The following is a 23,210-nucleotide window of genomic DNA, read 5'->3' as shown; positions in this document are numbered from 1 at the left end:
GCGAAATAGGATGAAATTGAGGGGCATGCGAAAGAAACGCTTGTCGCCGTCGAACAAGGCGACACGCTGCGGATGATGCTCGCCGCTCTCCGCCGGTTTACGCGCCATACGCCGATCAATGTGATCGCGAAAAAACGCGAGGCGGCTGCCGCCCTCATTGAAGCGGAACGGTATATTGTGTGATAATGGGAAGTGCCAGGCGTTTGCCTGGTGCTTCTTTTTCCATGAATTCCAAGCCGTCGAATGAAAGGGAGGAATGCGGATGGCGCTGACGCTCTACTGGTATCCAAAATGCGGAACGTGCCGGAAGGCGAAGCGTTGGCTCGATGAACACGGCATTGAGGTGCAAACGGTGCATTTGGTCGACGAGCCGCTGACGAAAGAACAGCTCGCCGACTTGCATCGAAAAAGCGGGCTGCCGCTCAAAAAATTTTTCAATACAAGCGGCATGAAATACCGCGAACTCGGATTGAAAGACAAGCTCGATGGCGCCTCGGAAGACGAGATGCTCACGTGGCTCGCCTCGGACGGCATGCTCGTCAAGCGGCCGATTTTAACGGACGGCGAGCGGGTCGTGGTCGGATTCCGCGAACAAGACTACGAATCGTGTTTTGCCGGGCGCGTTTCGACGGAAACATAAAAAATTTGGCCGAAATGAAATGAATTCAGTGAGTTTTGGCGAAAAATCGGTTATGATGAAAAAGAACACAACTTGCCGCACTGGAGGGATTTAATGAACACGCCGAAAGAACTCCGTTATTCGAAAGAGCATGAGTGGGTGCGCGTCGAAGGGGATAAAGTGCGCATCGGCATCACCGATTTCGCCCAATCGGAGCTGGGCGACATCGTGTTTGTCGAGCTGCCGGAAGTCGGCGCGGAACTGACAGCGAACGAGCCGTTCGGCAGCGTTGAGTCGGTGAAAACCGTCTCGGAATTGTATGCGCCGATCAGCGGCACGGTCGTCGAAGTGAACGAAGCGTTGAACGACAATCCGGAATATGTGAACGAATCACCGTATGAAAAAGCATGGATGATCGTTATTGAGCCGAAAGACTTAAGTGAAGTGGACAACTTGTTGACGGCCGAACAATACGAAGCGATGATCAACGAAGGATAAACGTTCCTGCAAAGTTCGCTTCGAACCGGGCCCCCTATACATACCGGAATGTGATGAAAAAGGGGTGCTCGTGATGGTGTTGCAAACGAAGCAACTGGATGTCACGGACCGGGTCACCGGCAAATGGAACGGCCGCACGATCGAACTGTACGAGGGAGGCGAGCTCATCGGCCGCCTTCCGCTTCCTGCGGCTGTAGCGTGGAAAAACGGATAAAGCGAACAAATGGGAAAATTTGAAAATGGGTCACCGCTACCGTTGAACCGGATCAAAAATATGTCGACTGCGACGGGGAGGCGGGCTGGTGTTAGGAGGCAACGGCGGATGGCCGTTGCTTTTCTGTTGCCATACAATATTGTATCCTCATTCACGTTAGGTGGGTCGGACATGCGACAGGTGGAAAAAGTGATTATTGTGGAAGGGCGGTCAGATAAGGAAAAAGTGGCGGCCGTGCTGAACGAGCCGGTTGTCATCATTTGCACGAACGGCACGATCAGCGATGCGCGCCTTGAGGAGCTGGCCGATGAACTCGAAGGGCGGGATGTGTACGTGCTCGCCGATGCCGACGAGGCGGGGGAAAAATTGCGCCGGCAGTTCCGCCGGGTGTTTCCGGAAGCAGGGCATATTTACATTGACCGGGCGTATCGCGAAGTGGCCGCCGCCCCGATCTGGCATTTGGCGCATGTGCTGCTGCGCGCCCATTTTGACGTCCGTATCGAATCGTTCATGAGAGGAAGAGGCGAGTGAACACAATCGGTCGAAACGATATTAAGCGAATGGTGGAAGGGGAGCCGCTTCTCGCTCTTTCGTTGTATACCCCACTGTGCGGCACGTGCCAGTTGGCGAGGCGCATGCTTGTTGTCCTAGAACAATTGTTTCCGGACATACCGTTTTGCGAAACGGACATCAACTACATCCCCGAGCAGGCGGCGGCGTGGAAAATTGAAAGCGTTCCGTGCTTGCTTCTTTTCGCCGGCGGAGAGATCATCGGCAAATGGTATGCGTTCCATTCGGTCCCTTATTTGTACGAAGCAATCCGCGCCCGTTTGCCGCGTTGACGATCCGCCATTTTTTGACGCCGTTTGACACATTTCATGGGAAATGACAAAAACGGCGTTGGTTCGCCACGGCGGCTGTCGAGATTTTTGTAAAGGATTCTCCCCCTTCGGCATGGAAATAAAAGGACAAAGGAGATGGGGGGAGGATGCTCAATGGAAATGTGCGAGTTGGTAGGACAGTTTATGGAACGGATGCAAACGTTGCGCCATTTGTTGCCGATTTTGCCGGATGAGCAGCTGTATGTTCGCTTTGAAAGCGAGGAAGAGACCGCCATGGTGGCGCTCGGCAAGGAGCTTACTGCCGGAAGGGAACCTGATGAACGGAACGTCTTGACGGTGCACGGCTCCAAAAAAGCACTTTGCTCGCTTTTAGACGGCGAGCTGAAGCTGCAGCAGCTCGTCCGGCTGCGCGAAGTGCATGTATCGGGAAGCTTTCGTCATCTGTTGCTGCTTGAGTCGCTCCTCCATTTGGCTAAGCCATATCGGCATGTTGGGTGAAATTTTTATTGACAATGTTCGACACAAGGTGATACAATCACAGTTGTAGTCAATCGAATAGGCGATTGTTGCGCTCTTATCAAGAGAGGTGGAGGGATGTGCCCAATGAAGCCCGGCAACCGTCAGCGCGTGCGCTGAAAAGGTGCCAATTCACACAAAGCGGCCTGCTTTGAGAGATAAGAGACGGAATGGTGCACAATACCTTTCTGTTCTCTGCGGGCAGAAAGGTTTTCTTTTTGCGCTCCGCCGCCTTGGGGAGGAAGGTGAAACGATGATTACACTCGAACATGTGACAAAGATCTATCAAGCGGCTAACGGCTCGGTCACGGCCGTCGACAATGTGTCGCTTGAGATTCGCGAAGGGGAAATTTTCGGCATTATCGGCTACAGCGGCGCGGGGAAAAGTACGCTCATCCGCTTGCTCAATGGGCTCGAGAAGCCGACGGGTGGCCGGGTGGTCGTCGCCGGCCGCGACATGGGGCGCATCAAAGGGCGGGAGCTGCGCAAGGCGCGTCAAGAGATCGGGATGATTTTCCAACATTTCAACTTGCTTTGGTCGCGCACAGTGCGGGAAAACATTGCGTTTCCGCTCGAGATTGCGGGTGTTCCGAAAGCGGAGCGGCAAAAACGGGTCGATGAATTGATCGAGCTCGTCGGGCTCACGGGGCGGGAAGAGGCGTATCCGTCGCAGTTGAGCGGCGGGCAAAAGCAGCGTGTCGGCATTGCCCGGGCGCTCGCCAACAACCCGAAAGTGCTGCTTTGCGACGAGGCGACATCGGCGTTGGACCCGCAGACGACCGATGCGATTTTGGACTTGCTCGTTGACATCAACAAGCGGCTCGGGCTGACGATCGTGCTGATCACCCATGAAATGCACGTCATCCGCAAAATTTGCGACCGCGTCGCCGTGATGGAAAACGGCAAAATCGTTGAGCAAGGCGACGTGTTGCACGTGTTCCGCAACCCGCAGCAGCCGATCACGAAGCGGTTCGTCAAGCAGCTCGTCGAGCCGGAAGAGACGGAAGAGGCGATTTCCCATTTGTTTGGCCAATACCCGAGCGGGCTGATCGCGCAGCTGACGTTTGTCGGCGCGGCGGCCGGCCAGCCGCTCATCAGCCAGGTCGTGCGGCAATTTGCCGTCGATATGAATATTTTGCAAGGGAAAATTTCGCAAACCCATCAAGGCGCTTATGGGGTGCTGTTTGTGCACATCAATGGGGCGGCGGATGAAATTGACCGGGCGCTTGGCTACATTCAAAGCCAGCAGGTGGCGGTGGAGGTGATTCACGATGCTCGCTAACCTCCTGCCGAACGTCCAATGGGAGACGATGTGGGCGGCGACGGTCGAGACGCTGTATATGACGGGAGTGGCGGTGGCGGCCACTTTCGTTCTCGGAATCGTTCTTGGCTTGCTTCTATTTTTGACAGCGAAGGGCAACCTATGGGAAAACCGGTTTGTCAATACCGTGATTGCGGCGTTTGTGAACATTTTCCGCTCCATTCCGTTTATTATTTTGATCATTTTGCTCATTCCGTTTACCACCTGGCTCGTCGGGACGATGCTTGGCGCCAATGCGGCGCTGCCGGCTTTGATCATTGGGGCCGCACCGTTTTACGCCCGCATGGTGGAGATTGCCCTTCGCGAAATTGATAAAGGCGTCATCGAAGCAGCCCAAGCGATGGGCGCCTCAACGTGGACGATCATTTGGAAAGTGTTGCTGCCGGAGTCATTGCCGGCGCTTGTCTCCGGCATTACGGTGACGGCGGTGTCGCTCGTCAGCTATACAGCGATGGCTGGAGCCATCGGCGCCGGCGGGCTTGGGAACTTGGCGTATTTGGAAGGGTTCCAGCGCAACCATAACGATGTGACATTTGTCGCAACCGTATTGGTGTTGGTCATTGTATTTATCATTCAGCTGATCGGTGACTTTGTCACTTCGAAAATCGATAAACGATAAAGGGGGAAACAACTGATGAAGAAATGGTTGGGTGTGTTGCTCGCCGCCATTCTCGTGCTCGCTTTGGCGGCATGCGGCGGCAACAATAACGACAGCGCGGAAGGCGGCAAAGACGGCAAATTGGTGAAGTTGAAAGTCGGTGCGTCGAACGTGCCGCATGCGGAAATTTTGGAAAAAGCGAAACCGATTTTGAAAGAAAAAGGCATCGACTTGGAGATCATTACGTTCCAAGATTACATCTTGCCGAACAAAGCGCTGGCTGAGAAGCAAATCGACGCCAACTATTTCCAACACATTCCGTATTTGGAATCGCAAAAGAAAGAGTACGGCTATGATTTCGTCAACGCCGGCAGCATTCATATCGAGCCGATCGGCTTATACTCGAAAAAATACAAAAGCATTGAAGAACTGCCGGACGGCGCGACGATCATCATGAGCAACTCGGTCGCCGACCATGGCCGCATTTTGTCGATGCTGCAAGAAAAGGGGCTCATTAAGCTGAAACCGGGCATCGATAAAACGAAAGCGACGGTCAACGACATCGTCGAAAACCCGAAACATTTGAAATTTAAAGCGGACGTCGATGCTGGACTTCTGCCGCAAATTTACAAAAACGGCGAAGGCGATGCGGTTTTGATCAACGCCAACTATGCGCTTGACGCCGGTTTGGACCCGGCGAAAGACCCGATCGCCGTGGAGTCGCCGAAAAACAATCCGTATGTGAACATTGTGGCGGTGCGCAAAGGCGATGAAAACCGGAAAGAAATCAAAACGCTTGTCGAAGTGCTGCAATCGAAAGAAATCCAAGATTTCATCAAAGAAAAATACCACGGCGCCGTCATTCCAGCGGCGACAAACAATCAATAACGGAAGCGAATCGCTTCCGTTATTTTTTGCACAAAAAAGAGCCGCCCGAAAGTTCAAAACCGTTTTGGATGGAGAGACGCCGCGGCCGGTCTGTTTTCCCGCGCTTCATCGGTTGTTCAAACGCGCCAGTACGGCGGCGAGCATGACGATGATGACGCAGTTTTGCAGGGCGACCACTGTCGTTAAACTGAAGATGACGTCCCCGTGTTCACCGAGAATGCTGCCGATGATGATCCATGCCAAAAACGAAGCGAAAGCGGCGGTTAAGGCAAAGACAACCCAACGAATCAATGGCATTGCCCCCTTTCCTATGATGATGGGAGTGGAACAGAACCATTCGTTTTCATCATGACATTCCGTCGATGTTGGCGAAACGGTGGTGTTTCCACACCCTTTCAATACCATTCGTTTATGCATCGGTCGAATCCTCCCTTCACCGCTACAAAGAAGGGATAGAGGCGTTCACCCAAAAAACTTTCGAACGTAGCCGAGCGGTTTAACGCGTTTACGGAAGCGTGCTTTGCCGAGGGAGCGCTGTCGAAAAAAGAAAAACAATTGATCGCCCTTGGCATCAGCCTGGCGACGCAAGATGAGTATTGCACGATTTACCATGCGAAAGGCTGCCTTGATGAAGGAGCGTCGGAACAGGAAATTTTGGAAGTATACGCGGTGGCGGCCGCGTTTGGCGGCGGGGCGGCGATGAGCCAAGCGGTGACGCTTGTGCAAGAATGCCTCCGCGAGCTGCGGGCGGCTCACTAGACTCCGGAAAAAACGGGGTCTTTTTTTGCAAAAACTCGTACAAGCTTGCGGTTTTCGTGTAAAATAGTAAAAGGCGCTGTTTTTTCACACGGTCACAGTGAAAACAGAGCGGGAAAGTTGCACGTAGTTTTCATTTGTTATAAAATGATAATGAGAATAAAATGAGAATGAACGATCGCTAGAAGACAAGCGAGTGAATTGACTTTCAATTGAGAATTGGAGGTATGCTGCATGGCGGTATTGACGATTCGCAATCTCCACGTCGCCGTGGAGGGAAAAGAAATTTTAAAAGGAGTGGACTTGGAAGTCAAAGGCGGGGAAATCCACGCCATCATGGGTCCGAACGGAACGGGGAAGTCGACGCTGGCATCGGCCATTATGGGCCATCCAAAATATGAAGTGACAGAAGGATCGGTGACGCTCGACGGCCAGGATGTCCTTGAGATGGAAGTCGACGAACGGGCGCGCGCCGGCCTGTTTTTGGCGATGCAATACCCAAGCGAAATCAGTGGAGTGACGAACGCCGACTTTTTGCGCGCGGCGATCAACGCCCGGCTTGGCGAAGGCAACGAAATTTCGCTCATGAAATTCATCCGCAAGCTCGATGAAAAAATGGCGTTTCTCGAAATGAACCCGGATATGGCGCACCGTTACTTGAACGAAGGATTCTCGGGCGGGGAGAAAAAGCGAAATGAAATTTTGCAGCTGATGATGCTTGAGCCGAAAATCGCCATTTTAGACGAGATCGACTCCGGCCTCGATATCGACGCGCTCAAAATCGTCGCCAAAGGTGTCAACGAAATGCGCAGCAGCGAGTTCGGCTGTTTGATCATCACCCACTACCAGCGGCTGCTCAACTACATCACCCCGGATTATGTGCATGTCATGATGCAAGGGCGCATCGTCAAGTCCGGCGGTCCGGAGCTGGCGCAGCGGCTTGAGGCGGAAGGGTACGACTGGATCAAAAAAGAACTCGGCATCGAAGACGAAACGGTCGGACAAGAAGCGTAAGCGTTAGGAGGAGGACTATGGCGACAGAAACGAAAATCCCATTCGATGAAACCTACATCCGCACGTTCTCAAGCGGACGCGGCGAACCGGGCTGGCTGACCGAGCGGCGCCTTGAGGCGCTTCGGTTGGCGGAGCGGCTGCCGCTTCCGAAACCGGAGAAAACGAAAATCGACAATTGGAACTTCACTGGCTTCTCACGCCATGCCGTTGACAGTGCGCCATATGCCGGCCTCGATGACTTGCCTGAAGCGGTCAAGGCGCTCATGCAAGCCGGCGAAGGAACGAAAAATTTGTACGTGCAGCGCAACCATACGCCGGCGTATGTGTCGCTGTCCGATGAGTTGAAGGAGAAGGGCGTCATTTTCACCGACATCTTCACCGCAGCGCGCGAGCATGGCGACTTGCTGAAAAACTATTTGATGACGGCGGTCAAGCCGGATGAGCACCGCCTTGCCGCGCTCCATGCGGCGCTGCTCAACGGCGGTGTGTTTGTCTATGTCCCGAAAAATGTGGAGATTGAAACGCCGCTTCAGGCGGTCTATATTCAAGACGAAGACGACATCGCCTTGTTTAACCATGTCATCGTCGTGGCGGAAGACAACAGCCGCGTCGTGTTTGTCGAAAATTATATATCAACAAGCCGCGAAGGAAACGCGGTCGTTAATGTGGTCGCCGAGGTGTTTGCTCAAGCGAACGCAAGCGTCTTTTTCGCCGCTGTCGACCATTTGGCCAAAGGCACCACGACGTATGTCAATCGGCGCGGCATCGCCGGGCGCGATGGACGGATCGAATGGGCGCTCGGGCTGATGAATGACGGCAATACGGTCTCCGAGAACATCACCCGCCTTGTCGGCGACGGCTCGTTCGGCGATACGAAAACGGTCGCGGTCAGCCGCGGCGAGCAAGTGCAAAACTTTACGACGAGCGTCATTCATTACGAAAAGCATACAGAAGGCCACATTTTAAAACACGGCGTCGTCCGCGACAGCGCGACCTCGATTTTCAACGGCATCGGGAAAATTGAGCACGGTGCGTCAAAATCAAACGCCGAGCAGGAGTCGCGCGTCTTGATGTTGAGCGAAAAAGCGCGCGGCGATGCGAACCCGATTTTGTTGATTGACGAGGACGACGTCATGGCCGGCCACGCCGCTTCTGTCGGGCGCGTTGACCCGATCCAATTGTATTACTTAATGAGCCGCGGCATTCCGAGACGCGACGCGGAACGGCTCATCATCCACGGCTTTTTGGCGCCGGTTGTCGAGGCGATTCCCCTTGAAGGCGTGAAAAACCAATTAATTGAAGTGATTGAAAGGAAAGTTCAATCATGAATGTGAACGACATTCGCGCGTTGTTTCCGATTTTGCATCAGCAAGTGAACGGCCATCCGCTCGTTTATTTCGACAGCGCGGCGACATCGCAAAAGCCGCTGCCGGTGATTGAGGCGCTTGACCGCTATTACCGCGAGTACAACTCGAACGTCCACCGCGGCGTCCATACGCTCGGGACGAAGGCGACCGATGCGTACGAAGGCGCGCGCGAAAAAGTGCGGCGGTTTTTAAACGCCCAATCGGCGCAGGAAATCATCTTTACGCGTGGCACGACGGCATCGCTTAATTTGGTCGCCTCCAGCTACGGGCGCGTCAACGTCAAAGAAGGCGATGAGATCGTCATCACGTACATGGAGCATCACAGCAACTTGATTCCGTGGCAGCAGCTGGCGAAGCAAACGGGGGCGACGTTAAAATACATTCCAATGCAGGAAGACGGCACGATCGATCTGCGCGATGTCGAGGCGACCGTCACCGAAGCAGCGAAGATTGTCGCCATTGCTCATGTATCGAACGTGCTTGGGACGATCAACCCGGTGCGGGAGATCGCCCGCATCGCCCATAAGCGCGGCGCGGTCGTCGTCGTCGATGCGGCGCAAAGCGCTCCGCATATGAAGGTCGATGTTCAGGAACTTGATTGCGATTTTCTCGCCCTTTCCGGCCATAAAATGTGCGGGCCGACGGGAATCGGCGTATTATATGGCAAAAAGAAATTGCTTGAGCAGATGGAGCCGGTCGAGTTCGGCGGCGAAATGATCGATTTTGTTGAGCTGTACGACTCGACGTGGAAAGAGCTGCCGTGGAAGTTTGAAGGAGGCACGCCGATCATCGCCGGGGCGATTGGCCTTGGGGCGGCGATCGATTTCCTTGAACAAGTCGGCTTGGACGCCATCGCCGCCCATGAGCACGAGCTGGCGCAATACGCACTCGAACGGCTGGCTGGCATCGACGGCGTCACGGTATATGGCCCGAAAGAACGGGCGGGGCTTGTGACGTTTAACATCGACGGGGTGCATCCGCACGATGTGGCGACGGTTCTTGACGCCGAAGGGATCGCCATCCGCGCCGGCCACCATTGCGCCCAGCCGCTCATGAAATGGCTCGGCGTGACGGCGACCGCCCGGGCGAGCTTTTACCTTTACAATACGAAAGAGGAAATCGACCGGTTCATCGCCGCATTACAGAAAGCGAAGGAGTACTTCAGCCATGTCTTCTAACCATCCGTTGGATCAGCTTTACCGCCAAGTCATTATGGATCATTATAAAAACCCGCGAAACCGCGGGGTGCTTGAAGGAACGAACGTCGATGTCAACATGAACAACCCGACGTGCGGCGACCGCATCCACTTGACGATGAAAGTCGAAGACGGAAAAGTCGCCGACGTCAAATTTGAAGGCGAAGGCTGTTCGATTTCAATGTCGTCGGCGTCGATGATGACGCAGGCGATCAAAGGAAAAACGGTGGAGGAAGCGCTTCGGCTCGCCCACATTTTTTCCGATATGATCCAAGGGAAAGAGTACGACGATTCCGTCGACCTTGGCGACATCGAGGCGCTCCAAGGCGTTTCCAAGTTTCCGGCCCGCATCAAATGTGCGACGCTCGCGTGGAAAGCGCTCGAAAAAGGACTGCATCACCACTAAGTCTAAAGGAAGGTGAACCGAGATGGCGAAAAAAGCCCCGGAAATTGGTGAATACAAGTACGGCTTCGTCGATAAAGACGTCTCCGTCTTCCGCGCCCAGCGCGGCCTGACGCGTGAAGTCGTCGAAGAAATTTCGCGGATGAAAAACGAGCCGCAATGGATGCTCGAGTTCCGCTTAAAAGCGCTCGACATCTTCTACAGCAAACCGATGCCGCAATGGGGCGGCGACTTATCAAGCCTCGATTTCGATGAAATTACGTACTACGTCAAACCGACGGAAAAATCGGGCCGTTCGTGGGATGAGGTGCCGGCGGAGATCAAAGCGACGTTCGATAAATTAGGGATTCCAGAGGCGGAACAAAAATATTTGGCCGGCGTCTCGGCGCAATACGAATCGGAAGTCGTCTACCACAACATGAAAGAAGACCTCGAAAAACTCGGTGTCATCTTTAAAGACACCGACTCGGCGCTGAAGGAGAACGAAGACTTGTTCCGCGAGTATTTCGCCAAAGTCGTGCCGCCGACAGACAACAAATTTGCGGCCTTGAACTCGGCCGTCTGGTCGGGCGGTTCGTTCATCTACGTCCCGAAAGGCGTCAAAGTCGATACGCCGCTTCAGGCGTACTTCCGCATCAACTCGGAAAACATGGGGCAGTTTGAACGGACGCTCATCATCGTGGACGAAGGGGCGCACGTCCATTACGTCGAAGGCTGTACAGCGCCGATTTACACGACGAACTCGCTTCATAGCGCGGTTGTTGAGATCATCGTCAAAAAAGGCGCCTACTGCCGCTACACGACGATCCAAAACTGGGCGAACAACGTCTTCAACTTGGTGACGAAGCGCGCCGTCTGCGAAGAAAACGCGACGATGGAATGGATCGACGGCAACATCGGCTCGAAGCTGACGATGAAATACCCGGCCGTCATCTTAAAAGGCGAAGGGGCGCGCGGCTTGACGCTGTCGATCGCCATCGCAGGCAAAGGGCAACATCAAGACGCCGGGGCGAAAATGATCCATTTGGCCCCGAATACGTCATCGACGATCGTCTCGAAGTCGATCTCCAAACAAGGCGGCAAGGTGACGTATCGCGGCATGGTCCATTTCGGCCGCAAAGCGTCCGGCTCGCGCTCGAACATCGAATGCGATACGCTCATTCTCGACAATCAGTCGACATCGGACACGATTCCGTACAACGAAATTTTAAACGACAACATCTCGCTTGAGCACGAAGCGAAAGTGTCGAAAGTGTCGGAAGAGCAGCTGTTCTACTTGATGAGCCGCGGCATTTCCGAGCAGGAAGCGACGGAAATGATCGTCATGGGCTTCATTGAGCCGTTTACAAGAGAGCTGCCGATGGAATACGCGGTCGAGATGAACCGCTTGATCAAGTTCGAGATGGAAGGAAGCATTGGATAATCTTGATCATATCAAGGGTACAGCGTTCAAACGAAGCGCTGCACCCATCATTTTTTTCAAGTGCCGCTGATCCCACTTCAGTGTCTCATCCTCAATGTTTTGAGTCACATGGAGTGGGTGTCAGCGGTCATTGTTATGCTGGCATGCTCTATCCGTGCTAAAAGCGTCCATAACGATGATCGTCCATTTCAGATTTGTGAAGGAATGGTTATTTATGAATATTTTGTTATGATCTATAATCGGATTGGTGATGTTTCATTATTTTGAAAATATAACGATGAAAAAGAGAGTGGAACGTGAAAGAGATGATAGGAATGTGGAAATTGATCAGAATGTTGAAGTTGCGAGATCTGGAGTTGTTTCGTTTAGATGACCAAGATGGTGAAACGGTTTGTATGTTATTGATTTTGGATTACAGGAGACCTAGTGTTCTCGATGATTTTCCCATTTTAAAGGGAATCGAGGATGAGGATTCATTTGAAGGCGCGGAGAATTATATCCACACGGTCATCATTTCAGAGAAAACATTAGAACAACATATGGTGGACCGAATCATTGAGGTCATCGAAGGGTTAGTTGAACATAAGCCCGATTGTGATAATAATCATTCGTTTTATATTACGAAGTTCCCTGATTATTTTGGGGTTGGCACACATTTAATCGAGTACATTCAACCGATCTTAGATAAGATGAATTTTGATATTGATCTCACCTATATCACGGATAAACATTTCAATTACTTGACGCAAGAATAACGTTGCTTGCCGCGTCGCAGGCCATTCCCCCTTAGAGCAACGTGCCAATAGTCGTTTTGATTTCATGGCCGACCTGCTTATGGTATAGTTAAAATATCTGAAAGCTGAATAAACTGGTGATGGCCATGATTTATATTGGACTGACCGGCTGGGGCGATCATGACAGTTTGTATCCGCCGGGCCTTGCTGCGAAGGACAAACTGCCGGAATATGCGGCCCATTTTCCGACGGTCGAGGTCGATTCGTACTTTTACGCCATTCAACCGCGGGCGAATGTGGAAAAATGGATTCGGGAAACGCCGCCGCCGTTTCAGTTTATCGTGAAGGCATACCAAGGAATGACCGGGCATGAGCGCGGCCCGATTCCGTATGAAAGCAAGGAAGCGATGTTTGCCGCGTTTCTGGAATCGATCGCGCCGTTTCAGGAAGCGGGGAAATTGGCGATGGTGCTGTTTCAGTTTCCGCCGTGGTTTGACTGTCGGCGCGAGCATGTGGCGTACTTGCGCTGGACAAAAGCGCGGATGGGGGAGGTGCCGGCGGCGCTCGAATTTCGGCACCAATCGTGGTTTTCGCCGCGCTTTTATGAAAAAACGCTTCACTTTATGGAAGAAGAAGGGTGGATTCACACAATTTGCGACGAGCCGCAGGCGGGGGAAGGGTCGGTGCCGACCGTTTTGCATCCGACCGACCGGGAAAAGACGCTCATCCGCCTGCACGGACGGAATGTTCACGGCTGGAACAAGGCGACGGCCGGCGAGAACTGGAGGGTGGTCCGCTATTTATACCGGTACAATGAGCGCGAGCTGCGCGAGTGGGTGCGCCATATAGAGGTATTAAAACAAAAAACGAAACAGATTTACGTGCTGTTTAACAACAACTCCGGCGGCGATGCCGCCGACAACGCCAAACAATTGATCGATTTGCTTGGCATTGAGTACACGGGCCTTGCGCCGCGGCAGCTTGGTTTGTTTTGAAGCGAGAAAGAGGGGGATGGAGGATGGCGTATGCGTTGCTTGTCTTGATCGGCTTTATCGCGGGGACGGTCGGCAGTTTGGCCGGCCTTGGCGGCGGGGTGATCATCGTGCCGTCGCTTCTGTTTTTCGGCGCGCTCGGCTGGCTGTCGGCGGTGACGCCGCAAGTGGCGGTCGGCACGTCGCTTGTCGTCATTATTTTCAATGGCTTATCGTCCACATTGTCGTATATGAAAGACAAAATGGTCGACTATCAAAGCGGCTTGCTCTTTTGCCTTGGCAGCGTTCCCGGGGCGGTCATCGGCGCTTGGGTGAACAATACGCTGAGCGCCGCTCATTTTTCATTGTATTTTGGGCTGTTTTTAATCGCCATGTCGCTCTTTTTGTCGCTGAGTCAAAAGAAAACGAAGCGTTCGGCTGACGAGACGGCGGCGGCGAAAGAAAACGGGGCCGAACGAACAGCGGCGGAGCAGGCGCGGCCGGCGCCATGGTGGCGACGGCGTGTTGTGCGAATGTACACGGACCGAAACGGCGAGGTGTTCACATACGGCTATCAACCGCTCATGGCGGTCGCCATCGCGTTTGTGGTCGGCTTTTTCGGCGGGTTGTTTGGCATTGGCGGCGGCTCGCTCATGGTGCCGGCGATGATCGTGCTGTTTCGCTTTCCGCCCCATGTGGCGGTGGCGACGTCGATGTTGATGATTTTTTTGTCCTCGCTCGTCGGTTCACTCACCCATGTCGCGATGGGAAATGTGCAATGGTCGTTTGCCCTTGCCCTCATTCCCGGCGTATGGATCGGCGCGAAAACCGGGGCGTGGATCAATAAGCGGATGCCAAGCCGGATGCTTGTCGTCGTGCTGCGGCTAGTGCTTGTACTGCTCGGGGCCCGGCTTGTATGGGAAAGTTTGGCGTAATGGAAGGAGGGGCGCGCGTTTTGAAGCAAACTATCTACATTTATCATACGAACGACGTGCACAGCCATTTTGAACATTGGCCGCAAATCGTCCGCTTTTTGTCGGAACGGAGACGGGAACATCGCGCTCGCAACGAGGCGATGCTGTTGTTTGACGTCGGCGATTTTCTCGATCGCGTGCACCCGATTACCGAGGCGACGCGTGGAAAAGCGAATGTGGACTTATTGAACGATCTTCACTATGATGCGGTGACGATCGGCAACAACGAAGGGATCACCCTTGATCATGATGAACTGGATACGTTGTACGAACAGGCTCGGTTTCCGGTCGTTGTCGCCAATTTGTTTCGCCGCGATGGCGTGCGGCCGCATTGGGCGCTTCCGTATGTCGTCATCCCGGCGACGGAGACGTTTCGCATTGGGGTGGTTGGCGCCACCGCTCCGTTTTCTCACTTTTACGAGCTGCTCGGCTGGAAGATCGTTCCGCCGTTTGACATGTTGGCAGCGGCGGTGGAGGAAGTAAGGCAAAAGGCCGATTGCGTCGTTGTGCTGTCTCATCTTGGGGTGAATGAAGATGAAAAAATCGCTGCAACGATTCCGGGCGTGGATATTGTGTTGGGCGCTCACACCCACCATGTGTTTCCAGAAGGTAAGGAAGTAAACGGTGCGCTTCTTTGCGCGGCTGGGAAATACGGACAATATGTCGGTGTCGTTAAGCTGGAAGTGGAAGGGCGACGTCTTGGGCGGGCGTCTGCGAAGGTGTTGGATGCTGGTGTGATGCCGTTTTCCGAAGAAGTGGCGTGCCGCCTTCGCTCCCTTGAACAGAAAAGTTTGGCGCGGCTTGAAGCGGAACAAGTCGCCGTGCTCCATGATGACTTGCCGCTTGACTGGTTCGCTCCGTCGCCGCTTGCCCGTTTGCTTGCGTCTGCGCTGCGCGAATGGTGCCAGGCGGACATCGGGATGGTGAACGCCGGGGTGCTGCTTGAACCGCTTGCGAGAGGACCGGTGACGAAAAAAGATTTGCATCGCATTTGCCCGCATCCGCTCAACCCGTGCAAGGTGAAGCTGCGCGGCGCGGAGCTCAAAGAGATTATCCTTGAGGCCAATACGGAACGGATGAAGCATTTTCGTTTTAAAGGGTTTGGCTTCCGCGGCGAAGTGATGGGAGAAATGGTGTACGACGGCGTCGAGATCGAAACGGAGCTGGAAGAAGACGGCGCCTGGCATATCCGCGCCATTCGAATCAACGGCGAGCCGCTCGAGCCGGAGCGCACCTATGACGTGGCGACGACCGACATGTTTGCCATTGGTCATTTTTATCCGCAAATTCAGCGGGCAGCGGAGAAAACGTACTATATGCCGGAGTTTTTGCGCGATCTTCTCGCCTGGAAATTGGCCCAATAGGCAGGCACTTCTTTTTCCATGCTTCATACATTGGAGTATGGAAAGGAGAGTGACTGCGGCGATGGTGGAAGTCAAGCCGATTATCATTGAGGGACATCCGTTTGTCGCGGTGTCCGTCCAGCTGCCGAAAACGAACTTGCTGGCGGTGGCGAGTGAAAAAGGGTACATCATGTGCGGGGCGCTCGATGTGGCGTTATTGAACGAAAAGCTGCGCGACCGCGGCATTGTCGCCGGACGGGCGGTCGGGGTGCGCACGGTCGAGCAGTTGCTTGAGGCGCCGCTCGAATCGGTGACAGTCGCCGCCGAGGAGCTTGGCATCAAACGGGGAATGAAAGGAAAAGACGCGCTGTTGAAAATGCGGTGAAAAAATCCCTCCTTGCAAGCATACATATAGCTTGTAAAGGAGGGATTTCATTTTGCTGCGCCCCCGATTTGTGCGGAGAGGGCCGCTTCCGTTCCGCTACGTGTTTTTATTGACATTCGTTTTTTTTATGTTTTCCACAGCGGCCGGGCTTTGGATCGTGAATAAAGGCATTGAGCCGATGCTGATGGAAATTGCGGAAACGGAAACGAAGCGGATTGCCAACTTGGTGATCAATAACGCCATTGAGCAGCAGTTTCAAAAAGACAACCCTGAATTTCGGCAGCTGGTCACGGTTCAAAAGGACGAAAGCGGCAAAATTGTGTCGGTCGATTTTGACACCGCGGTGATCAATCGCATCTTATCGGAGACGGATGATCATGTGATGGAAAGCTTAAAGGCGGCGACAGAAGGACGGATCGAACGGATGGTGCTGCCTGAGGTCGAATCCGGCCAAGGGGACAGCCGCGGGATCATTTACTATATCCCGCTCGGCCAAGTGACGAACAACGTGCTGCTCGCCAACCTCGGCCCGCGCATTCCGGTGCAGTTTCAGATCGTTGGCAATGTCGAATCGGAAGTGACGAAAGAAATTCGAGCGTATGATATTAACAGTTTTTTTATTGAAATTGATATTCATGTATCGGTCGACATCCAGGTCGTCATTCCTTTTGCATCGAAAATTTCCAATGTGACAACAGATATTCCAGTTGTGATGCGCTTTATTCCGGGAGAAGTGCCGCAATTTTACAACAAAAACGGCGGTCAAGTCGGCCCGTCCATCCAGCTTCCGAAGCGGTAGTGGGAAAGGCTGTCAATGTGCGCCTCTAAAAGGCCGGCGACTGTCATCTTCCTAAATCGATCGTTCTCGTTCGACTGTCGAAGGCAAGCCAAGGCGTGACGGAGGATCGAACAACCGCCTGCTTCACAGACCCATATATGGGTCTTTAAGCGGCGTTGTTCGGTCGCCCGACAGTCGATCAAATACTCGGGTAAAAGCTGCAAATGGCAAAGCTTCAAATTGCATCTATATAGTTCCGTTAGGTTGACGGGTGCCCGTCAGCCGTTGGGAATGGTTTTTACAGAAACATGGAAATGTTATGCAAAAAAAGTGTTCTTCTCGGCGAAGGGGCTTTGGCTGTTTCTCTGGCGTTTGTCAAGAGGAAACAGCTTTTTTGTTTTTTAAATAGAAAACAACTAGACGAGTTGGTTCGAATTTTGTAATATTATATTAAATTGAAAATAATTTTATTATTTATATATCAGTTTGAGAGGGGGGATGAACGGCCGGCATCGGAAGGCATGCATCAGTTTGCGGCGCCATCCGGCGCGGCGCACGAGCGCACAAGGCATACGGACTCTATCGATATAGTATGCAGAAAAAGGTGTGCGCTCTGGTGACAGAACATTTTGAACAATGGGGGAACAAGAAATGAAGAAAAAAAGAGCAGCAGGTGTCTTTTTCTCATTGATGCTGACGGCGGGTCTTTTGGCCGGCTGCGGCGGCAACCAGCAAGGAGGCAGTTCTTCAGGCGGAAACAGCGGCGGAGGCGGGGGCGGCGATGTGATTAAAATCGGCGCCAACCTTGAGCTGTCCGGCGGGGCCGCGTCATACGGCCAGTCGATTGCGGAAGGGCTCGACTTGGCGCTTGAGGAAATCAACAAAGAAGGAATCAACGGCAAAAAGCTGGAGTTGGTGAAAGTCGACAACAAATCGGAAGCGGCCGAAGCGACGAACGGCGCGATCAAGTTGATCAGCCAGGATAAAGTCGTCGCCATCATTGGCTCGGCGACGAGCACGAACACGCTCGCTCAAGTGCAAATTGCCAATGACAATAAAGTTCCGATTATTACACCGTCTGGGACGAGCGAAACGGTGACCGTCAAAGATGGCAAAGTGAACGAGTTCGTCTTCCGGACGTGCTTTATCGACCCGTTCCAGGGAACGGTGGCGGCCAAATTTGCGCTGAACGACTTGAAAGTAAAAAAGGCGGCTGTTTTGATCGACAGCGCGAGCGACTATTCGAAAGGGCTGGCGGCGTCATTTAAAGAAACATTTACAGCCGGCGGCGGCCAAATTGTTGCCGAAGAAGCGTATGTGGCGAAAGACACCGACTTCCGCGCCACGCTGACGAGCATTAAATCGGCCAATCCGGAATTTTTATTCTTGCCGGGCTACTATGAAGAAGTCGGTTTGATCGTCAAACAAGCGCGAGAGCTTGGGTTGAACATCCCGATCATGGGCGGCGACGGCTGGGATTCGCCAAAACTGATTGAGCTTGCTGGCAAAGACGCGTTGAACAATACGTACATTACGAACCATTATTCGTCGGGCGACCCGGATCCGAAAATTCAAGAATTTGTCAAAGCGTTCCAAGCGAAATACAATAAAGCGCCGGACGCCTTTAACGCCCTTGGCTACGATACGGCATACTTCTTGGCGGATGCCATCAAACGGGCTGGCAGCGCCGATCCGGTGAAAATTAAAGACGCGCTGGCGCAAACGAAAGATTTGCAGCTTGTCACGGGAACATTTACGGTCGATCAAAACCACAATCCTGTCAAATCGGCCATTATTTTGGAATACAAAGACGGGCAGCAGCAATTTAAAACAAAAGTGAATCCGTAATAAAAGGCTGGATGGATGCGTGGACAGAGGAGGCCCCTAAGGGGCGCCCTCCCATCCGGCATTTCTTTTGGCCAACGACGAGTTTTCGTTAAGGAGCGTGCAATCATGGAACTCATTCAACAGCTGGTCAACGGCATTTCGCTAGGCAGCATTTATGCGCTCATCGCGCTTGGCTATACGATGGTGTATGGCATCGTCCGGCTCATTAACTTCGCCCATGGCGACGTCTTTATGATTGGTTCATTCGTCGGCTTTTACGCTGTGACGATGCTCGGCGTCGGTTTTTTCCCAGCGCTGTTGTTGGCGATGGCCGCCTGTGCCGTGCTCGGGGTAGTCATTGAGCGGATTGCGTACAAGCCGCTGCGCAACGCGACGCGCATTGCTGTGCTCATTACAGCGATCGGCGTATCGCTGCTCATTGAGTACGTCATCATTTATTTGCGTGGGGCGCAGCCGGAAGCGTATCCGAGCACGTTGCTGTCAGATCGGAACTTGGAGCTGTTTGGCGTTGTCATCAGCAGCCAGTCGCTGTTCATCCTCGGCACGTCCCTCGTTTTGATGGTCCTTCTTCAGTTCATTGTTCACCGGACAAAAATCGGGAAAGCGATGCGCGCCGTCTCTCATGATGCGGAAGCGGCCCGGTTAATGGGAATCAACGTCGACAATACGATTTCGGCCACGTTCGCCATCGGTTCGGCGCTTGCGGGGGCGGCAGGCGTTATTTTCGGCATTTATTATACAAAAATCGAGCCATTGATGGGCATTCTTCCCGGATTAAAAGCGTTTGTCGCCGCCGTGTTGGGCGGAATCGGCATCATTCCGGGAGCGATGGTCGGGGGGCTTTTGCTTGGCGTCATCGAATCGCTCGTCAGCGGGCTCGGCTACTCGCTTTGGCGCGACGGAGTGGCGTTTGTCATTTTAATTCTCATCCTCATTTTCCGGCCGGCCGGATTGTTTGGCAAGAACGTACGAGAAAAAGTGTAAAGGATGGTAGGGAACAATGGCAACTTGGAAGCGGACGAGTGGATTTTGGGTTTCCGTCATACTGGCCTTCTCCTTTTTCGTTGTTGTCGAGTGGCTGATTGCAAGCGGAACGTTAAACATCTTTTATGTGAATACCCTCTTTTTTATGGCGATTAATGTCATTTTGGCCGTCAGCCTTCATTTAATTATCGGGATCACCGGACAATTTTCCATTGGCCATGCCGGTTTTTTCGCCGTTGGCGCCTATGCCTCCGCGATTATGACGATGAAGCTGCAGCTGCCGTTTGCGGCCGGCGTTTTGGCTGCCGGGGTGGCGGCGGCGCTCGCCGGCCTCATCATCGGCGTGCCGAGCTTGCGTTTAAAAGGCGATTATTTGGCGATCGCCACGCTCGGCTTTGGCGAAATTGTCCGCATCGCGCTCTTGAACATCGATTACGTCGGCGGGGCGAGCGGCATGACGGTGACGCATATGACGACATGGCCGTGGGTGTTCGCCTGCCTGTTTGCCACCATTTTGGTGATCGCCAACTTCACGAACTCGACGCACGGACGGGCGTGCATCTCGATCCGCGAAGATGAAATCGCCGCCGATGCCATGGGGATCAACACGACGTATTACAAAGTGGCGGCGTTTGTGATCGGTTCGTTTTTCGCCGGCATCGCCGGAGCGCTGTATGCGCACCACTTTTACATTATTCAGCCATCGAACTTTGGCTTCCTGAAATCGTTCGACATTTTGATTTTCGTCGTCCTCGGTGGGCTCGGCAGCCTATCCGGCGCGGTGGTGGCCGCGGTGTTGCTGACGATCGTTTCGACGTTCTTGCAAAACTATCCGGAAACGCGGATGATCATTTACAGCATCGTCTTGATTTTGGTGATGCTGTACCGTCCAACCGGGTTGATGGGGACGAAAGAACTATCTTCGCTCTTCAAATGGCGGAAGGCAGCGCAGGGAGGAATGAATCATGGCGGCAAAAACACCGTTGCTTAAAGCAGAAAACGTCGGCATCCAGTTTGGCGGGCTGAAGGCGCTCTCCGGTGTGACGATGGAGCTATATCAAGGGGAGCTTGTCGGGCTCATCGGCCCGAACGGCGCGGGGAAAACGACGCTGTTTAACTTGTTGACGGGCGTGTATGTGCCGACTGACGGGCGGATTATGCTTGACGGCGAGACGTTGAACGGACTGCCGCCGTATAAAATTACGCGCAAAGGGATCAGCCGGACGTTTCAAAACATTCGCCTGTTCGGCGAGCTGTCGGTGCTCGACAATGTGAAAGTCGCCTACCATGCGCATGCCCGCCATTCGATCGCGAGCTCCATTCTCCGCCTCCCGTCCCATTTCCGCGGGGAAAAGGAAATAGAAGAAAAGGCGATCGAGTTTTTGAACATTTTTCAGCTTGACGGCGTCATGCACGAGAAAGCGAAAAACTTGCCGTACGGCCAGCAGCGCCGGCTTGAGATCGCCCGGGCGCTGGCGGCGCAGCCAAAAGTGCTTTTGCTTGACGAGCCGGCCGCCGGCATGAACCCGCAAGAAACGAAAGAATTGATGAACTTGATCGCGTTTATCCGCGAACGGTTTGCGTTGACGATTTTGTTGATTGAGCATGATATGTCGCTTGTGATGGGCATATGCGAGCGCATTTACGTGTTGGACCACGGCCAATTGATCGCCCACGGCACGCCGGAACAAGTGCGCAGCAACCCGAAAGTGATCGAGGCTTACCTTGGCGAGGAGGTGTCGTGACGTGTTGAAAGTGGAGGCAATCGATGTGTTTTACGGCAACATTCATGCCTTAAAAGGCGTATCGCTTGAGGTGAACAAAGGCGAGATCGTCACGCTGATCGGCGCAAACGGCGCCGGCAAAACGACGCTGCTAAAAACGATCTCCGGCTTGTTGAAGCCGAAAAGTGGCGACATCGTCTACGAAGGGGCTTCGATCGCCGGCAAGGCGACGCAAACGATCGTCAAGCAAGGCATTTCCCACGTGCCGGAAGGGCGGCGCGTGTTCGCCAATATGACGGTCGAGGAAAACTTGGAGCTTGGCGCGTTTTTGCGCAAAGACAAAGACGGCATTCAACAAGACTTTGCCAAAGTCTTTCAGCTGTTCCCGCGCCTCGAGGAGCGGCGCAAGCAGCTGGCCGGCACGCTTTCGGGCGGCGAGCAGCAGATGCTCGCCATCGGCCGTGCGCTCATGGCGCGCCCGAAGCTGCTCTTGCTTGACGAACCGTCGATGGGGCTCGCGCCGCTGCTGGTGAAGACGATTTTCCGCATCATTCAGGAAATCAACGAATCGGGAACGACGATTTTGCTTGTCGAACAAAACGCCCACATGGCGCTCTCCATCGCCGACCGCGCCTACGTCATCGAATCCGGGCGCGTCGTCCTGTCGGGGGCGGCGAGCGAGCTGCAGGCGAGCGAGCAAGTGAAACAGGCGTATTTGGGCGGGCATTAACGAAAGCAGAAAGACGAAAAGAGGCCGACATCGGCCTCTTTTTTGTCCAGCCGCCGCTGCTAGCGGCGCCGCTGTTGCTGCCGCTCGGCCCGCTCCCACGCTTTCAAGTGCGGATACGGGTCAAACGCCCACTCCGTATAGCCGTTGTCTTTGTACATGCCGTAATGGAGGTGGGGCGGGAACTTTCCAGCGGTGCCCGGCGGTCCGTAGCCGGAGCTGCCGACCGAGCCGATGATCGTGCCCGGCTCGACGATTTGCCCTTCGCGAAGCCCGGCGGCAAAGCCGTTCAAATGGGCAAAATAATGGTACGTGTTGTTGATGTCGCGGATGCCGACGCGCCAGCCGCCGTATTTATTCCATCCTTTCAGTTCGACAATGCCATAGCACGTCGAGCGGACCGGCACGCCGTAGCCGGCGAAAATGTCGGTTCCTTCATGAATGCGGCGCCCGCCCCAGCCGCGCGCATCGCCCCACGTGTCGCGGTAGCTGTAATTCGCCCGCAACGGGAGCGGAAAGACATGGTCATCCAGTTTCAATGTCTTGTATTTTTTGTAAATCTTCACTTTTCCTAAAATCAAATCCACCGTTTTGGAACGCTGGTAATAGTTCCAAAGCGCGATTTTAATATGGCGATGATCGATACCGTATGTCTGCAAATAGCTTGCCATGGCCATGATGACGTCGTCGTCGTCATCCGCCCGCGCCTTGCCGTCCCCGTCTCCGTCCACACCGAGCCCGCCAAACTGGGAAATCGTAAACGGGTTCGTATCGTGCGGATTTTTGTTCAGCGGTCCGGCCCATACGTCCGGTTTCATATAAATGCCGAGGACGCCGGTTGGTTTTGGCAAGTCGCGGCGCGCTTGCCGGATGTTCCGTTCATACTGGTCGATGGCGGCAAAGTAATACCATGGAATGAGCGAAACCGCCTCCGCTTTTTTATACAGCTCCATGCGCTGTTCGTATACTGCGTCGTCGTTTTCCGCCGCGGAAGCCGCGCTGGCCGCTATGAACAACACCGTCGCCACCCATAGGGCGACAAACCATCGGTGCACGTGGAATCCCCCCTTTTCGCCCATTTCATATG

General features: G+C 53.8%; 27 protein-coding genes, 1 pseudogene and 1 riboswitch. Of the genes and pseudogenes, 26 read left to right on the top strand and 2 right to left on the bottom strand.

What is annotated here, in order from left to right:
- Window positions 1-262: 262 nt before the first annotated feature.
- From NSQ51_RS14360 to NSQ51_RS14320, 9 genes are all read left to right on the top strand, one after another.
- Complete coding sequence (locus NSQ51_RS14360) at window positions 263-640, top strand: arsenate reductase family protein (RefSeq protein WP_033010367.1); 378 nt, start codon at window positions 263-265, stop codon at window positions 638-640.
- Window positions 641-733: 93 nt separating this feature from the next.
- Window positions 734-1,117: a glycine cleavage system protein GcvH gene (gcvH, locus tag NSQ51_RS14355; RefSeq protein ID WP_033016348.1), complete on the top strand. Its 384-nt coding sequence runs from the start codon at window positions 734-736 to the stop codon at window positions 1,115-1,117.
- Window positions 1,118-1,190: 73 nt separating this feature from the next.
- Window positions 1,191-1,331, top strand: coding sequence for a DUF2553 family protein (locus NSQ51_RS14350; RefSeq protein ID WP_233205007.1), 141 nt, complete (start codon window positions 1,191-1,193; stop codon window positions 1,329-1,331).
- A gap of 171 nt (window positions 1,332-1,502) precedes the next feature.
- Window positions 1,503-1,862 (top strand): toprim domain-containing protein, encoded by a 360-nt coding sequence (locus NSQ51_RS14345; RefSeq protein WP_033010412.1) that lies wholly within the window; start codon window positions 1,503-1,505, stop codon window positions 1,860-1,862.
- On the top strand, window positions 1,859-2,173 hold the full coding sequence (locus NSQ51_RS14340; protein ID WP_094239171.1) for a thioredoxin family protein: 315 nt from the start codon (window positions 1,859-1,861) through the stop codon (window positions 2,171-2,173). The genes NSQ51_RS14345 and NSQ51_RS14340 overlap by 4 nt, the downstream gene beginning before the upstream one ends.
- A 153-nt stretch (window positions 2,174-2,326) precedes the next feature.
- Window positions 2,327-2,671: a hypothetical protein gene (locus tag NSQ51_RS14335; RefSeq protein WP_033016346.1), complete on the top strand. Its 345-nt coding sequence runs from the start codon at window positions 2,327-2,329 to the stop codon at window positions 2,669-2,671.
- A gap of 73 nt (window positions 2,672-2,744) precedes the next feature.
- Window positions 2,745-2,854: riboswitch (SAM riboswitch) on the top strand.
- Window positions 2,855-2,942: 88 nt separating this feature from the next.
- Window positions 2,943-3,971 (top strand): methionine ABC transporter ATP-binding protein, encoded by a 1,029-nt coding sequence (locus NSQ51_RS14330; protein WP_033016344.1) that lies wholly within the window; start codon window positions 2,943-2,945, stop codon window positions 3,969-3,971.
- Complete coding sequence (locus NSQ51_RS14325; protein ID WP_049626344.1) at window positions 3,961-4,629, top strand: methionine ABC transporter permease; 669 nt, start codon at window positions 3,961-3,963, stop codon at window positions 4,627-4,629. The genes NSQ51_RS14330 and NSQ51_RS14325 overlap by 11 nt, the downstream gene beginning before the upstream one ends.
- 15 nt (window positions 4,630-4,644) lie before the next feature.
- Window positions 4,645-5,496 carry a MetQ/NlpA family ABC transporter substrate-binding protein gene (locus NSQ51_RS14320; RefSeq protein ID WP_049626343.1) on the top strand — a complete coding sequence of 284 codons (852 nt, stop codon included), beginning with the start codon at window positions 4,645-4,647 and terminating at the stop codon, window positions 5,494-5,496.
- Between the two features lie 105 nt (window positions 5,497-5,601).
- Here the strand turns inward: NSQ51_RS14320 and NSQ51_RS14315 are convergent, their stop codons facing one another.
- A complete protein-coding gene (locus tag NSQ51_RS14315; RefSeq protein ID WP_033010372.1) occupies window positions 5,602-5,793 on the bottom strand; it encodes a hypothetical protein in 192 nt (63 codons plus the stop codon).
- A 65-nt stretch (window positions 5,794-5,858) separates the two neighbouring features.
- Here NSQ51_RS14315 and NSQ51_RS14310 point away from each other — a divergent pair.
- The 17 genes and pseudogenes from NSQ51_RS14310 (at window position 5,859) to NSQ51_RS14230 (ending at window position 22,126) form a co-directional block, all read left to right on the top strand.
- Window positions 5,859-6,255: pseudogene (locus tag NSQ51_RS14310) on the top strand (carboxymuconolactone decarboxylase family protein).
- A gap of 231 nt (window positions 6,256-6,486) precedes the next feature.
- Complete coding sequence (gene sufC, locus NSQ51_RS14305; protein WP_011232465.1) at window positions 6,487-7,266, top strand: Fe-S cluster assembly ATPase SufC; 780 nt, start codon at window positions 6,487-6,489, stop codon at window positions 7,264-7,266.
- A 17-nt stretch (window positions 7,267-7,283) separates the two neighbouring features.
- On the top strand, window positions 7,284-8,594 hold the full coding sequence (gene sufD / locus NSQ51_RS14300; protein ID WP_121649986.1) for a Fe-S cluster assembly protein SufD: 1,311 nt from the start codon (window positions 7,284-7,286) through the stop codon (window positions 8,592-8,594).
- Entirely contained in the window at window positions 8,591-9,811 is a 1,221-nt protein-coding gene (locus NSQ51_RS14295; RefSeq protein ID WP_049626342.1) for a cysteine desulfurase, read from the top strand. The genes sufD and NSQ51_RS14295 overlap by 4 nt, the downstream gene beginning before the upstream one ends.
- Window positions 9,801-10,235 carry a Fe-S cluster assembly sulfur transfer protein SufU gene (gene sufU, locus NSQ51_RS14290; protein ID WP_015375744.1) on the top strand — a complete coding sequence of 145 codons (435 nt, stop codon included), beginning with the start codon at window positions 9,801-9,803 and terminating at the stop codon, window positions 10,233-10,235. The genes NSQ51_RS14295 and sufU overlap by 11 nt, the downstream gene beginning before the upstream one ends.
- Before the next feature lie 22 nt (window positions 10,236-10,257).
- Window positions 10,258-11,655: a Fe-S cluster assembly protein SufB gene (gene sufB, locus NSQ51_RS14285; RefSeq protein ID WP_015375743.1), complete on the top strand. Its 1,398-nt coding sequence runs from the start codon at window positions 10,258-10,260 to the stop codon at window positions 11,653-11,655.
- A gap of 314 nt (window positions 11,656-11,969) precedes the next feature.
- The gene (locus NSQ51_RS14280; RefSeq protein WP_230581366.1) at window positions 11,970-12,410 is read left to right on the top strand and encodes a hypothetical protein; all 441 of its coding nucleotides are present in this window, start codon (window positions 11,970-11,972) and stop codon (window positions 12,408-12,410) included.
- 125 nt (window positions 12,411-12,535) lie between these two features.
- Window positions 12,536-13,384, top strand: a complete 849-nt coding sequence (locus NSQ51_RS14275; RefSeq protein WP_049624159.1) for a DUF72 domain-containing protein — start codon at window positions 12,536-12,538, stop codon at window positions 13,382-13,384.
- A 23-nt stretch (window positions 13,385-13,407) separates the two neighbouring features.
- Window positions 13,408-14,295: a sulfite exporter TauE/SafE family protein gene (locus NSQ51_RS14270; RefSeq protein ID WP_033016335.1), complete on the top strand. Its 888-nt coding sequence runs from the start codon at window positions 13,408-13,410 to the stop codon at window positions 14,293-14,295.
- A gap of 20 nt (window positions 14,296-14,315) precedes the next feature.
- Window positions 14,316-15,698 (top strand): bifunctional UDP-sugar hydrolase/5'-nucleotidase, encoded by a 1,383-nt coding sequence (locus NSQ51_RS14265; RefSeq protein ID WP_049624160.1) that lies wholly within the window; start codon window positions 14,316-14,318, stop codon window positions 15,696-15,698.
- A gap of 61 nt (window positions 15,699-15,759) precedes the next feature.
- A complete protein-coding gene (locus NSQ51_RS14260; protein ID WP_033010377.1) occupies window positions 15,760-16,062 on the top strand; it encodes a DUF1805 domain-containing protein in 303 nt (100 codons plus the stop codon).
- A 52-nt stretch (window positions 16,063-16,114) separates the two neighbouring features.
- Window positions 16,115-16,861 (top strand): sporulation protein YunB, encoded by a 747-nt coding sequence (gene yunB, locus NSQ51_RS14255; protein WP_033016333.1) that lies wholly within the window; start codon window positions 16,115-16,117, stop codon window positions 16,859-16,861.
- A gap of 630 nt (window positions 16,862-17,491) precedes the next feature.
- Window positions 17,492-18,688 (top strand): ABC transporter substrate-binding protein, encoded by a 1,197-nt coding sequence (locus tag NSQ51_RS14250; protein WP_049624161.1) that lies wholly within the window; start codon window positions 17,492-17,494, stop codon window positions 18,686-18,688.
- A gap of 105 nt (window positions 18,689-18,793) precedes the next feature.
- Window positions 18,794-19,672, top strand: coding sequence for a branched-chain amino acid ABC transporter permease (locus tag NSQ51_RS14245; protein WP_033010381.1), 879 nt, complete (start codon window positions 18,794-18,796; stop codon window positions 19,670-19,672).
- A 16-nt stretch (window positions 19,673-19,688) separates the two neighbouring features.
- The gene (locus NSQ51_RS14240; RefSeq protein ID WP_033016332.1) at window positions 19,689-20,663 is read left to right on the top strand and encodes a branched-chain amino acid ABC transporter permease; all 975 of its coding nucleotides are present in this window, start codon (window positions 19,689-19,691) and stop codon (window positions 20,661-20,663) included.
- Window positions 20,638-21,417 carry an ABC transporter ATP-binding protein gene (locus NSQ51_RS14235; RefSeq protein WP_033016330.1) on the top strand — a complete coding sequence of 260 codons (780 nt, stop codon included), beginning with the start codon at window positions 20,638-20,640 and terminating at the stop codon, window positions 21,415-21,417. The genes NSQ51_RS14240 and NSQ51_RS14235 overlap by 26 nt, the downstream gene beginning before the upstream one ends.
- A gap of 1 nt (window position 21,418) precedes the next feature.
- Window positions 21,419-22,126, top strand: coding sequence for an ABC transporter ATP-binding protein (locus NSQ51_RS14230; protein WP_049624153.1), 708 nt, complete (start codon window positions 21,419-21,421; stop codon window positions 22,124-22,126).
- Window positions 22,127-22,185: 59 nt separating this feature from the next.
- Here NSQ51_RS14230 and NSQ51_RS14225 read toward each other — a convergent pair whose 3' ends face one another.
- On the bottom strand, window positions 22,186-23,178 hold the full coding sequence (locus NSQ51_RS14225; RefSeq protein WP_049624154.1) for a M23 family metallopeptidase: 993 nt from the start codon (window positions 23,176-23,178) through the stop codon (window positions 22,186-22,188).
- Window positions 23,179-23,210 lie beyond the last annotated feature (32 nt).

Source organism: Geobacillus sp. FSL K6-0789 (assembly GCF_038593135.1).
Classification (GTDB): Bacteria; Bacillota; Bacilli; order Bacillales; family Anoxybacillaceae; genus Geobacillus; species Geobacillus stearothermophilus.
This window is presented reverse-complemented; position numbering and strand designations above follow the sequence as displayed.

What these genes read in the sequence shown, in the direction of transcription:
- NSQ51_RS14245 (WP_033010381.1), top strand. Translation starts at nt 18,794, where the DNA reads ATGGAACTCATTCAACAGCTGGTCAACGGCATTTCGCTAGGCAGCATT.
- NSQ51_RS14270 (WP_033016335.1), top strand. Translation starts at nt 13,408, where the DNA reads ATGGCGTATGCGTTGCTTGTCTTGATCGGCTTTATCGCGGGGACGGTC.
- NSQ51_RS14275 (WP_049624159.1), top strand. Translation starts at nt 12,536, where the DNA reads ATGATTTATATTGGACTGACCGGCTGGGGCGATCATGACAGTTTGTAT.
- NSQ51_RS14330 (WP_033016344.1), top strand. Translation starts at nt 2,943, where the DNA reads ATGATTACACTCGAACATGTGACAAAGATCTATCAAGCGGCTAACGGC.
- NSQ51_RS14360 (WP_033010367.1), top strand. Translation starts at nt 263, where the DNA reads ATGGCGCTGACGCTCTACTGGTATCCAAAATGCGGAACGTGCCGGAAG.
- sufD (WP_121649986.1), top strand. Translation starts at nt 7,284, where the DNA reads ATGGCGACAGAAACGAAAATCCCATTCGATGAAACCTACATCCGCACG.
- NSQ51_RS14320 (WP_049626343.1), top strand. Translation starts at nt 4,645, where the DNA reads ATGAAGAAATGGTTGGGTGTGTTGCTCGCCGCCATTCTCGTGCTCGCT.
- NSQ51_RS14250 (WP_049624161.1), top strand. Translation starts at nt 17,492, where the DNA reads ATGAAGAAAAAAAGAGCAGCAGGTGTCTTTTTCTCATTGATGCTGACG.
- NSQ51_RS14315 (WP_033010372.1), bottom strand. Translation starts at nt 5,793, where the DNA reads ATGCCATTGATTCGTTGGGTTGTCTTTGCCTTAACCGCCGCTTTCGCT.
- sufB (WP_015375743.1), top strand. Translation starts at nt 10,258, where the DNA reads ATGGCGAAAAAAGCCCCGGAAATTGGTGAATACAAGTACGGCTTCGTC.
- NSQ51_RS14325 (WP_049626344.1), top strand. Translation starts at nt 3,961, where the DNA reads ATGCTCGCTAACCTCCTGCCGAACGTCCAATGGGAGACGATGTGGGCG.
- NSQ51_RS14240 (WP_033016332.1), top strand. Translation starts at nt 19,689, where the DNA reads ATGGCAACTTGGAAGCGGACGAGTGGATTTTGGGTTTCCGTCATACTG.
- NSQ51_RS14295 (WP_049626342.1), top strand. Translation starts at nt 8,591, where the DNA reads ATGAATGTGAACGACATTCGCGCGTTGTTTCCGATTTTGCATCAGCAA.
- NSQ51_RS14235 (WP_033016330.1), top strand. Translation starts at nt 20,638, where the DNA reads ATGGCGGCAAAAACACCGTTGCTTAAAGCAGAAAACGTCGGCATCCAG.
- NSQ51_RS14335 (WP_033016346.1), top strand. Translation starts at nt 2,327, where the DNA reads ATGGAAATGTGCGAGTTGGTAGGACAGTTTATGGAACGGATGCAAACG.
- sufC (WP_011232465.1), top strand. Translation starts at nt 6,487, where the DNA reads ATGGCGGTATTGACGATTCGCAATCTCCACGTCGCCGTGGAGGGAAAA.
- NSQ51_RS14345 (WP_033010412.1), top strand. Translation starts at nt 1,503, where the DNA reads ATGCGACAGGTGGAAAAAGTGATTATTGTGGAAGGGCGGTCAGATAAG.
- sufU (WP_015375744.1), top strand. Translation starts at nt 9,801, where the DNA reads ATGTCTTCTAACCATCCGTTGGATCAGCTTTACCGCCAAGTCATTATG.
- NSQ51_RS14260 (WP_033010377.1), top strand. Translation starts at nt 15,760, where the DNA reads ATGGTGGAAGTCAAGCCGATTATCATTGAGGGACATCCGTTTGTCGCG.
- NSQ51_RS14350 (WP_233205007.1), top strand. Translation starts at nt 1,191, where the DNA reads ATGGTGTTGCAAACGAAGCAACTGGATGTCACGGACCGGGTCACCGGC.
- gcvH (WP_033016348.1), top strand. Translation starts at nt 734, where the DNA reads ATGAACACGCCGAAAGAACTCCGTTATTCGAAAGAGCATGAGTGGGTG.
- NSQ51_RS14280 (WP_230581366.1), top strand. Translation starts at nt 11,970, where the DNA reads ATGTGGAAATTGATCAGAATGTTGAAGTTGCGAGATCTGGAGTTGTTT.